Below are 11,410 nucleotides of genomic sequence, written 5' to 3'. Positions count from 1 at the left end.
CCCTTCCGGATCGGGAAAATCAACGCTGATCCGCTGCTTCAATCGGCTCGAGGCGCACCAGGAGGGCGAGATCACCGTCAACGGGATCAGGTTGCACAGCAAAATGCGCGACGTGGCTGAAGTTCGCAAGAACGTCGGCATGGTGTTCCAGCACTTCAATCTTTTCCCCCACATGACGGTGCTGATGAACTGCATGGCCGCCCCGATGTGGATCAAGGGCGCGCCAGAGGCCGAGGCAAGGAAGATTGCGCTGAAATTCCTTGAGCGCGTGCGTATACCGGAGCAGGCGAACAAATATCCGGCTCAGCTCTCCGGAGGACAGCAGCAGCGCGTCGCAATTGCCCGTTCCCTCTGTATGGAGCCTGCCGTCATGCTCTTCGACGAGCCGACCTCGTCGCTCGATCCGGAGATGGTAGCGGAAGTGCTCGAGACGATGACCAGTCTCGCGCGCGACGGCATGACCATGGTTTGCGTCACGCACGAAATGGGCTTCGCGCGCTCCGTTGCCGACCGAGTGATCTTGATGGATGCAGGCTTAATCGTCGAAGAGGGCAAGCCGCACGACTTCTTCACCAATCCGCAGCACGAAAGAACGAAGCTGTTCCTCAGCCAGATCTTGAAGCCCTGAGAGGCATGCCGTTGTCACGGGAGGGGGTCGTGGCTCGCCAAACACTAGGCTCGAACGAACTCAAGACCGAGATGACCGAAAGGGGGCAGGAGTTACCGTTATGAAACTTCCGACGGATTTTCCGGATTTCGGGCTGACGCATGAGCAGCGGCGGCTGGCCGTGCGCAGCCACTACTACGAGCGGCCCGGCATGGATGGCGCGCGTGGCGAGATCTGGTGCTACAGCGACCGCATCTCTTATCGTCCTGGCGAGACGATGCGGCTGCAGGTGAGTTCGACAGCACCGCATTTTGCCATCGAGGTCATGCGCGACGGCGCGACCGAAACCCGGGTCTTCGAGAAAAGCGGCATCGCCGCACGCTGGCAGGACACGCCGGACCAGTGCTCGGTCGACGGCTGCGGCTGGAAAACGGCATTTGAATTCAAGATTGGAGAGGACTGGAGGTCCGGCGGCTACCGCTTGAAGCTGATGGCGGACGGTAGGGACGGCCAACCAATACTCTGTCATCATTTCCTAATTGTGCTGCCGAAATCGGGCCGCCAGCCCGGACGTATCCTACAGGTGGCGGCGACCGGAACCTGGCTCGCCTACAATACCTGGGGCGGCTCCAACCATTACGAGGGCATCACCGGGCCGAACTGCAATCAGTATTCGCCTCTCGTGTCGACGCAGCGCCCCTGGTGCCGCGGCTTCATCGTCCTTCCGCCGCAAGCGCCACGCGTGCCGCTGGAGGTGGCGATGCCACCTGCGACCGTGCCGCGCTATCCGCACATGGAATGGGCCTACGGCACCAGCCATTCGAAGAAATACGCCTCCGCCGGATGGGCGACCTACGACAGCCACTTCTTCCGCTTCGCCGAGCGCGCTGGATATGGTATCGATCTCGCCAGCCAGCACGATCTGCATTTCTCGCCCGAGATCTTGCTCGACTACGACTGCGTCGTCTTCGTCGGCCATGACGAGTACTGGACCTGGGAAATGCGCGACGCGATTGACACCTTTGTCGATCAGGGCGGCCGTGTGGCGCGTTTCGCGGGCAACTACATGTGGCAGACCAGGCTGGAGGACGAGGGTCGCCGGCAGGTTTGCTACAAGTACCGGGCGCGCGCCGAGGACCCGGTATACAGAGGCGGCGACATACGCCGCGCGACCAATATGTGGGAAGCGCCGGAGATCGGCCGACCTGGCTGCAAGACCTTTGGCCTGAATGCCTCGAACGGCATCTATGCTGGCTGGGGTGGCTGCTCGCCTCGCGGCGTGCGAGGCTTTCCGGTCTATCGGCCGAACCACTGGGCCTTCGCCGGCACTGGACTCTTTTACGGCGACGTACTCGGCGCTGAAAGCCACATTTATGGCTATGAGGTGGACGGGCTGGACTACGAAATCCGCAACGGCCTGCCTTACCCTTCGACTACGAGCGGGGCGCCGGACGGGCTCGAGATTCTTGCTGTCGGCATGGCCAGCCAGGTCGAGGAGAGCGCTGATATGGCGCCCGAAGACCAGTTCTTTGGCGACTGGGACGGGAGATTTGTCGCTGAGACGCTGTTCGGCGAGGCGAGCCCCCCAAAATATCGCAAAGGTCAAGCATTCCAAAGGGATGATCGTCAATTTCAAGCGTGGCAAGGGCGAGATGTTTCATGCCGGGAGCTGCGAATGGGTGGCAGGCCTTGTCAGACAGGATGCCATGGTGGAACTGGTGACTCGCAATGTGCTCCACCGGTATCTCGGTCGCAGATGAAATCCTCAATCTAATCCCACCGCATGAAACATATCTGCCTCCGACAACCGATCGCGGAGTCTTTTTAATTCGGAGAGACTGCAGCGTCGATAGACTAGTTGCAGACGGCAACCAAGCTCCATAAGGATTCCGCCACCAATCTTTCAGGCTAGACGGACATCAACATGATCAAGGAACTACATTTCGAACTTGGCGAGTTTCAGGCTCGTCTGACAGCGGTAAAAAAAGAAATGGCAAAGCGGGGAATTGAGATTCTTCTACTGTCAGAACCGCCTAACCAAAACTATCTTACCGGCTACAATGCTTACTCCTTCTACACTCCGCAAATGGTGATCGTCGCGCTCGATCATGACGAGCCTATTTGGGTGGGGCGGTTAATGGACCGCGTTTCGGCGGTAATGACGACCTATCTTGCCGATCAAAACATCAGGGCTTATCCCGAAACGCATGTCCATTCGCCCGTGCTATCGGCCTATGACTTCATGGCCAACATTGTAAAAGAAATCGGTGGGGAAAAGGTACGCATAGGCGTAGAAATGGGCGGATATTACTATTCCGCCAAGGCTCACGCCGACCTTACCCGTGGGTTGCCATTTGCCGAATTCGTGGATGCCGACCTTCTCGTTGGATGGATTCGACTCGTAAAGAGCCCGGCTGAAGTCGCTATTATGCGTCAAGCTGGGCAGCTTGCAGACATCGCCATGCATCGTGTCATCGATACGTTAGAAGCTGGCGTCCGTGAATGCGATATCGCCGCTGCAATCTACCACCAACAAGTTTCGGGCACGGCTGAGTTCGGGGGTGACTATCCTTGTTGTCCTCCCGATCTTTGCATCGGTGAGCGCTCAATTGCTCCACATGCTGCTTGGACGGACGAACCGGTGCCGGAGTCCACTGTAGTCAATCTCGAGCTGTCCGGGTGCCGGTACCGTTATCAAGTCAACCTCGCTCGGACGATCGTTGTGGGCAAGCCCTCAACCGCTTTCCAAGATCTATCGGAAATCGCTGTCGAAGCCCTAAATATCGGCCTTGAGAGTGTCCGTCCCGATCGGACTTGTTCAGAAGTGTTCAGCTCATTTCATCAAGCGCTTGCACGCCATGGAATTGAAAAAGACGCTCGGATTGGATATCCAACTGGCATAGGATTTCCGCCCGCATCGGGAGAACGTACGGTTAGTATCCGCAAGGGTGATGAAACAGTTCTTCAGCCAGGCATGGTCTTTCACATGATGCCTGGCCTGTGGCTCGACAATATGGGGATTACGATCACCCAAAGCTTCGCAGTTACCGATCGTGGGTACGAGCCTTTAACGGTGACGCCGCGCAAGCTGTTCATCAAGTAGCTGGATCGGAGGCTGGGCGCCGCACAACCGGGCGCTTCACCGTCTCGACCGCTTTTGGGGATGGCGTAGCGTGTGCCGGGTCGTTGCTCTTCGCCCGAAGCAGGAAGGAGCGAGCGCGTCCACGGGTCACCGACTTCCGGCGCTCCGAGCTCCGGCCCGTCGCTGGTTCCAGGATTGGGATTTCTTGTTGACGCCCTCGGCTTAGGTCGCGGCCTTTCCGGTCGAGAAGCCGATACTCGGCCGTCAGGCGGTAGATCATTGGGACGAGTTCAACTGGATCACTGGATCGAGTTCATCTGCCAGTTCAATATGTCCTGGAGCCCGGCGCCCAGCGTGCCATGCGGCTTTGCCACGGATGGCTAGCCAGTTGGGCTGCAGATCGCCGGTAGACGCTTCGACGATCTGGGCGTGTTGCAGGCCGCGGCGGCATTTGAACAGCTGCAGCCATGGGCGCACAACCGCCCGCAACTCTGAAGGTAGGGATGGTCATGAAGGGCCTCAAACCGCATCACTAACCAGCCCCGACTTAATGTAACCGCTGTTCTCAGGCCACGGCCTTGAGCGGCATAGGTCTGTAGGCCCAAGGCAGCAGATCGTCGATCTGGCTTTGTTGATGGCCGGCGACGATCCGGGCGAGGCTCGACGCCGTTGAGCTTGCATGTCTCGATCAGGGAAGCGATCGTTGCCCAATGCTCGGCGCCGCCGTCGGAGCCGGCGAAGAGCGCATTCTTGCGGTTCATCGCCATCTCGGGGTCATTCTGCCCATGTTGGGCAGGAGGTCGAGGTCCATTACCGCTGGCACCCGTATTTCGGACGCCGGCTTCGCTGCGAGAACAGCGAAGAACGCGCCAACGGCCGGATCATTCATCTCGTCGTCGCGCCCGGGCATGTCATTACCGCTCCCGCCTGGATGGTCGATCCGGTGACTTGCCCGACAATGGACCTGGGCTCCCCGCGCGTATCGCTTGCCGCGCTGCTTGAGCTTCACAAGCTCTTGATCGAACGCCGTTTCCGGCGAGGCTCTCCGGATGGTTTCACCATCGCGGAGGCGCAACATGAGAACCCTGCCACCCCCGACACGATCTCTCGTGGTCGTTCGCCAACTCAGCTTGCCGCTCGACTCGCAGAAGCTGAACGGGCTGAGTTCAGCGCAACGGACCATAGTGATCGCCGGCTCGCCAACGTACTGATGGTGGCCGCCGCCGGCATCGTGCCGAAAGTGACCGTTAACATTGGCGTGGTGGCGGGCGGACTGAAAGCTAACAGTGACACCGGACAATTGGTGGACGTTGCGCCGGAGTAACTCGATCATCTCTCCATAGGGAGCGCAATAAGCTGGCAGAGTGAAGTTGGTCTCTGCGAACCTGACTTGTGGATAGCGCGCGACAATCTTCCGCAGCTCTTCGATGATCGTCTCTTTCTCCACGCCAAGCGGCACGCGGCCGATCGTCAGCCTTGCTGGCACAGACGCAAGGCTCTGGCGGTACCGCGATATTCCGGCCTACGTCTATGGACCGCCTCCGATCGGCATAGCTTCTCATGACGAGCACGTGGCGGTTGACGATTACTTGCATGTGGTGCGGGCGCACGTGTTGTCGGCTTATGATTTTCTGTCGAGGTAAACGCAATCACCGGCGCGATCGGAGCGACCGCTCGCGGCAGGCGAAAGTTCTGATGTACGAAGCGATCCCCCTGCCCGGACCATCAACGATGCTGAAAGCGGTAACGATTATAGTCCGAACTAGAGCACGTCCGGGGATCGATGAATCGATTGTGATGTGACGCGAATCGGTTTGACTGATTCAACGTCCACTTTATGGAGGTGGACGATGGCGAGAGCACTTGGTGAGGATCTGCGGTCACGTGTCGTGAAGGCGGCGGGTGAAGGAGCATCGGCCCGCCAGGCAGCGGCTCGGTTCGGTGTCGGGATATCGAGCGCGATCCGCTGGATCGGCAGAGCCCGGAGGGGCGAGACGACGCCGCGACCGCAGGGACGACGGCGCGGCTCGCGTCTCGACGCCCATGCCGACTTCATCGTCGGGATGATCGAGGAGCGCAAGGACATCACGCTGAACGAGATGGTGGAGCAGCTCTTGGCCGAGCGGTCCATGCGCATCGGCCGCAGCACGTTGAGCGACTGGCTGCGGGGGCACGGCTGGACGTTCAAAAAAAGTCCGCACACGCACTGGAGCAAAATCGTCCCGACATCCTGAAGCGCCGGCGTGCCTGGTTCGACGGCCAGCTCGACCTCGATCCGGCAAAGCTCGTCTTCATCGATGAGACCGGGCTGTCGACCAAGATGGCTCGCCTGCGCGGAAGAGCGCCGCGCGGCGAACGCTGCCGGGCAGGCGTGCCGCACGGCCACTGGAAGACCACGACCTTCACCGGCGCGCTCAGGCTGACCGGAATGACCGCGCCCTTCGTCTACGACGGCGCCATGAACGGGGTCGTGTTCCTCGCCTATGTCAAGCAGGTGCTGGCGCCAACCCTGGCGCCAGGCGACGTCGTCGTCATGGACAATTTGCCGGCGCACAAGTCCGGGGGCGTGCGCGAGGCGATCGAAGCCGCCGGTGCAAGGCTGATGTTCCTCCCGCCCTACAGTCCCGACTTCAACCCCATCGAAAACGCCTTCGCAAAGCTCAAGGCGCTCCTGCGGGCCGAGCGGACAATCGCGGCCCTATGGGACACCGTCGGCGCGCTCGTCGACCTTTTTACGCCAACAGAATGCGCAACTACTTCAAGGCCGCAGGCTATGAACCGGATTAAACCGGACGTGCTCTAGTATAAACTTCCGTCGCCTGCCAATGCGCCGATTTTAGTGTCAAGTTCGGATGGAAATCTTCGATCCGGAGGTTCTCATTTCTCATTGGCAGATGCGGCGATATCATTCGCCAGTGCGATGTTGTCGCTGGCCCGAACCTGAACTTTAGCAACAGCCCCTTTTGACGGTATCAAGCTTGGTTTCTTCAGCTCGGTTGTTTTCGCATGATCAAATTTCGCGAGCAGCTTGAGCGAAACACCGGGAATATCAGTGGGGCGTTGCGGCCACTCAACGGCGGCCGCGTCACAGTTAATTCCCGTATCGGATCCGCGTGATCGCGGCGAGCTGGGCGGCAGTCAGATGCCCCAACCTCGGAAGAGATGCCATTCACTTCGTATTGAGTCGCTCAGTCTCAATTTCCGGCAGCCAGGGCCGTCTCGACCAGGTTCACCCAATAGCCGATGCCATAGGGCAGGGCTTCGTCGTTGAAATCATATGCCGGGTGGTGCACGGAAGCCGTCGGGCCGTTACCGATGCGAATGTATGCACCCGGCCGCGCCTCAAGCATGTAAGCGAAGTCCTCCGACCCCAAGCTCGGCTTGCACTTGTCGTCCACGGCGGCTGGCCCGACGAGACCGCGTGCCGCTTTGAGTGCCAAATTGGTTCCCTCCGTGTGATTGATCACGAGGGGTTCGAGCCGCCGATACCTGAACTCTATCTCCGCGCCAAATGCGCGCGCGATACCCTTTGCGCACACCTCAATCTGTCGTTCCGCAAAGTCCCGCAAGGCCTGTGCGAGGGTCCTGACAGTTCCGGCGATTTCAGCATGTTCTGGAATAATGTTGTAGGCTTGGCCAGCATTCAACTTGGTGACCGAGATTACGAGCGACTCGGTTGGGTCCGTGTTGCGCGAGACCAAAGTCTGTACACCCAGGATGATCTGTGCTGCTATCACAATCGGATCAACGTTCTTATGCGGACTGGCGGCATGGCCGCCCTTGCCCTTCACGACAATGTCGAACTCGTCGAGCGCGGCGCAGATTGAGCCGTCGCAAATGCTGAATTTGCCGACCTCCAGGCCTGGCCAGTTGTGCATGGCGAAAACCTGGGAGATCTCAAAACGATCCATAATCCCTTCTTGGACCATCCTCTGGCCGCCGCGTCCATCTTCTTCGGCGGGCTGAAAAATCAGGGCAACGGTACCCTTGAAGTTGCGCGTATGCGCAAGGTATTTGGCGGCGCCGAGCAACATAGCCGTGTGGCCGTCGTGGCCGCATGCGTGCATTTTGCCGGGTATCGTCGACGACCAAGGCTTTTGTGACACTTCAAGTATAGGCAGGGCATCCATATCCGCTCGCAATCCGATAGTCGGACCATCGCCGCCCTCGCCTTGAATCAAAGCGACGATACCGGTTTCAGCTATGCCTGTCTCGATGTGATTAATGCCGAACGATGCCAGCTTCTCGGCCACGAACCTGGCCGTTTTGTGTAGCCGGTAATCAAGCTCCGGGGTCTGATGGAGAAAGCGGCGCCACTCGGTTGCCTCGCTCTGCAAGTCCTGGAAATTATCGACGCGGTGCACTGACGTTCCCGTTCGTTCTGTTTGGATAGCCATCATATTCGGTCGCCGGTTCGGCTTGCGTCAAATTCAGATTCTGCATTGAGAGGATCTGGTTTTTAGATGGACTCAGCTTGACGTAGGGCCATAACTCCATCCGGGGCATCGCGGGTCCTGCTTCATAACGCTCACCCGCGCCCCCTGCGATCGCCCTGATGGACCGAAACCTGCCGGACAGCCCGCTCACGATCCTCGTCGGATACCGTATCGAATCAGTTCCCATGACAGCTCCTACATTTCGCAGGCTGGAACTCCCAGGAAAAGGGTGGCGGTCAAACCACGGATAGAAAGGCCTGTTTAGAGGAACAGGCATTGATTTGGCGCAGATACTACAATTAAGTTCGCCCACACGGCACGATCGGCCACAAGGCACCGATCTCGTTGATCAATCCGAATGGAGCGCTGCCCACCCGCCGTCGTGACAACACGGAAACTCCACCTTCGGGCGGTCCATAGATCGGGATCGCAACAAGTTTCGCGCATTTTTCGGCGTTTCCGCTCCAATGAACGGGGTACGTAGCAGAGGGTAGGGCGATTCGATCGCGGAAGTGAGCTTATCATGACAAACGATTTGAAAGGGCAGCGGATGAGCGTCGACTCTGATCTTTATCTTGCCGTCTTAATCGGTCGTACTTTGTGATACCTGTTTTCCATCGTCGTTCCTCTTCAAGAGTGCGATAATACACTATTCTATGCTCTAGACCACGATCTCGCGTTCTGGCGTCGAGTTCCGATGCGCCGTGCAGTCTTCCGCGCTCTGCGACGGGGTAGTGGCGCTGCTTATTTGCAGCGATCGAACCGTCGTGGCGCACTTTTCCATCGGACTGACGGAGCATCGTCACAGGCAATCCGGCGCGGTCCGGCCGTCTCGCGATCGGCGCGGCCGCAGGCAAGATAACGTGCGTTCCGTCGTTCCTGGTCTGCATCGGTCCTCATCCGCCGGAGCGGATCCCTTGTGTCAGATGGCGCCCATCAGCGTGCCGGCGCCATGTGCTTCAACTTCCGTTGCACCGGTCATCGATGCGATCAAGGTACCCGACTGCCAGCGCCGCGAGGTCAGCCCGAAGTAGGCCGCGACGTCGCGTGAGCGGCGGAAGCGCGACGGATCATCGATGGCCGTCATGAACGAAAGTGCTGTGACGGGGCCGACGCCGGGGATTGCCATGAAGCGTCGGCACAGTTCGCTGCGGGCCACCATTTTGACGACGAGATCGTGCAGCCGGCAATATTGCCTCCACAGCGCTGCGCGCGCCGACAGCATGGCGTCCATCAGTTCCGCCGACAGCGGATCGTCCACCACAGCTTGGCGCACCGCCTGCTCGAATGCTCCGCGTCCGACCTTGCTCAAGCGGATGCCGAACGACTTCAGCGAGTGTCGAATGGCATTCTCCAGGTCGAGGACCTTGGCCTTCAGATTGCGCCGGTGTGTCAGCAGAAGCTTCGTCCGGTGGCAGCTTTCCGACTTGATATGAGCCTGTCGGAACCAGCCGGTGCGCATGATATGGGCAATGCCGAACGCATCGGCCTTGTCGGTCTTGTTGCGCTGCGCCGACATCGCGGCGCGCACGTGCTGCGTCTCCAGACAGACGGCCGGCAGGCCAAGTTTCTTGAGTTCGGGATGCAGCCAGGGCGACAACGCGCCAGCCTCGTGGCCCACACGCCGCAGGCGCGGCAGAAACGGCTTCAACGTCGCAAACAGCGCGTCGGGATCAGTCACGGCTGTCGTCTCAAGATGCACCGTGCCATGATCATCGACCACGCACACCGCCGTCTCGTCCATCGCCACGTCCAGCCCACAAAAGAATTCCATCGTTCGCCTCCTGCGTTGCTTCACAGGAGCTGTTTTTGCCGCCGAGTCGCCGGCGATCGCCAGTTGACCCGCGGTCGACGCACAGTTTTGCTGCTCGGCAAGGCGCTCGCCCCGATTACGGGCGGCAGTTCGGGCAGCTCACACGATCAAGCTTCCGAGGTAGGTCGAACCCGCTACGCACGTGCACGAGTCATGGAGACGAAGAAACGGGAGACACGCGCGAAAGTTTGGATGACCAAGCGGAAACCACTGAACAGCGTCCAATCCCTGATACATCAGGACAATTCTTTGTCGGTCTTCTTCGTCTTGGTTGGCGTTTCTTCTATGTACGACCGGATTGCGTAGTAGCCACTCGGTGGTTATCTCCGTTCACAAGCTGGCGCCGAATGGCGTCGTAGGCCGCTTCGGGCTGTGCCGCGCGCGACTTCTGGTCTCCCCCATGCGCCTGTCTCAAGATGACGTTGAACCCGAAGACGAATTGCAGTTCATCACATGCGTCCCGCTTTGCTCTTCCAAGAGAGTATCATTGCGGCGACAGAGTCGTCGGCCTAGGAAAAATCCGGCAACGTAGGCGTAATCAGCCTGATCCCGCCATCGTATAGGGCGATCGCTTAAGCGAGATAGGCGGTGGCGAAAGTATGGCAAAACGCAAAGGCGTCAAAAGATGAGCGGAGTGGCGCGTGTAGATACGGGCGCAGTATCGCTCACGACCTTTCCTCCCTAATCACAATGCTCGGGATCATCTCGTGGCGGTCGAAGCCTTTCTAGATAAACGTCCCATTCATTCCAGAAGCGCTGACCGAAGTCGTGAAATTGCTTATGTTCAAAGAGGGCACCCATCTGCCAATTTTCGATAGTCTACGCCCTGAGCTAAGAGGCTGTTTTGAAAATCGGCTGACTGGGGTTCCGTCTGCGGCTGGGTTATGATTCAAGCTGTGGATTTGGACAGAGCAGAGGCGTGGCCGGATGGCCCAGATCGCCAAGAAGACCAAGCGCTACCCGCCTGATTTGACGGACGAGGAGTGGGAGCAGTTCACGCCGCTGATGACGACGGAGTGGAAGACGCCGCGTCTGAGGCGACGCCTCGACAGTTTTGCGAAGAAGCCCTCGACTGCGTTGAGCCACGAGCATGAGGTCGGCGTGAAGTGGAAAGTGAAGCGCTGATGGCGGTCGAGCCAGGCACGCACCTTGGTGTGCTTGTGAGCAACGTAGTTGTCGAGGACGACGTGGACGGCCTTGCCGGGCGGCACCTCGGCGTCGATGGCGTTGAGAAAGCGGATGAACTCCTGGTGGCGGTGGCGCTGCATGTTCCTGCCGATGACGGTGCCGTCGAGCACGTTGAGGGCGGCAAACAGGGTGGTCCTGCCGTTGCGCTTGTAGTCGTGGGTCATGGTGCCGAGCCTACCCTTCTCCATGGGCAGGCCGGGCTGGGTGCGGTCGAGCGCCTGGATCTGGCTCTTCTCGTCGACCGACAGCACGATGGCGTGAGCCGGCGGATCAACATAGAGGCC

4 protein-coding genes and 6 pseudogenes are annotated in these 11,410 nt (G+C 59.3%); 6 read left to right on the top strand and 4 right to left on the bottom strand.

What is annotated here, in order from left to right; translation table 11 throughout:
* From NKH99_RS32100 to NKH99_RS32090, 3 genes and pseudogenes are all read left to right on the top strand, one after another.
* Positions 1-628: amino acid ABC transporter ATP-binding protein (locus NKH99_RS32100; protein WP_353017861.1), on the top strand; the 628-nt coding region annotated here is incomplete at its 5' end.
* A 100-nt stretch (positions 629-728) separates the two neighbouring features.
* Positions 729-2,367, top strand: a pseudogene (locus tag NKH99_RS32095) (N,N-dimethylformamidase beta subunit family domain-containing protein).
* A gap of 164 nt (positions 2,368-2,531) precedes the next feature.
* Entirely contained in the window at positions 2,532-3,710 is a 1,179-nt protein-coding gene (locus tag NKH99_RS32090) for a M24 family metallopeptidase (protein WP_353017859.1), read from the top strand.
* Positions 3,711-4,254: 544 nt separating this feature from the next.
* Here the strand turns inward: NKH99_RS32090 and NKH99_RS32085 are convergent.
* Positions 4,255-4,456: pseudogene (locus NKH99_RS32085) on the bottom strand (transposase domain-containing protein); the annotation flags it as partial.
* Positions 4,457-4,620: 164 nt separating this feature from the next.
* Here NKH99_RS32085 and NKH99_RS32080 point away from each other — a divergent pair.
* Together NKH99_RS32080 and NKH99_RS32075 are read left to right on the top strand one after the other, a co-directional pair.
* A complete protein-coding gene (locus tag NKH99_RS32080; protein ID WP_353017857.1) occupies positions 4,621-5,013 on the top strand; it encodes a hypothetical protein in 393 nt (130 codons plus the stop codon).
* A gap of 526 nt (positions 5,014-5,539) precedes the next feature.
* Positions 5,540-6,476, top strand: a pseudogene (locus NKH99_RS32075) (IS630 family transposase).
* A 407-nt stretch (positions 6,477-6,883) separates the two neighbouring features.
* Here the strand turns inward: NKH99_RS32075 and NKH99_RS32070 are convergent.
* Together NKH99_RS32070 and NKH99_RS32065 are read right to left on the bottom strand one after the other, a co-directional pair.
* A complete protein-coding gene (locus tag NKH99_RS32070; RefSeq protein ID WP_502900139.1) occupies positions 6,884-8,086 on the bottom strand; it encodes a M20 aminoacylase family protein in 1,203 nt (400 codons plus the stop codon).
* Between the two features lie 1,027 nt (positions 8,087-9,113).
* Positions 9,114-9,899, bottom strand: a pseudogene (locus NKH99_RS32065) (IS110 family RNA-guided transposase); the annotation flags it as partial.
* Positions 9,900-10,838: 939 nt separating this feature from the next.
* Here NKH99_RS32065 and NKH99_RS32060 point away from each other — a divergent pair.
* Positions 10,839-10,950 (top strand): annotated as a pseudogene (locus tag NKH99_RS32060) (IS5/IS1182 family transposase); the annotation flags it as partial.
* Here the strand turns inward: NKH99_RS32060 and NKH99_RS32055 are convergent.
* Positions 10,946-11,410: pseudogene (locus tag NKH99_RS32055) on the bottom strand (IS630 family transposase); the annotation flags it as partial. The pseudogenes NKH99_RS32060 and NKH99_RS32055 overlap by 5 nt on opposite strands.

Source organism: Mesorhizobium sp. M0854, from assembly GCF_040319815.1.
Lineage (GTDB): Bacteria > Pseudomonadota > Alphaproteobacteria > Rhizobiales > Rhizobiaceae > Mesorhizobium.
Note: the sequence above shows the minus strand (reverse complement) of the source record. Positions and strands in the feature narration are given on the sequence as shown.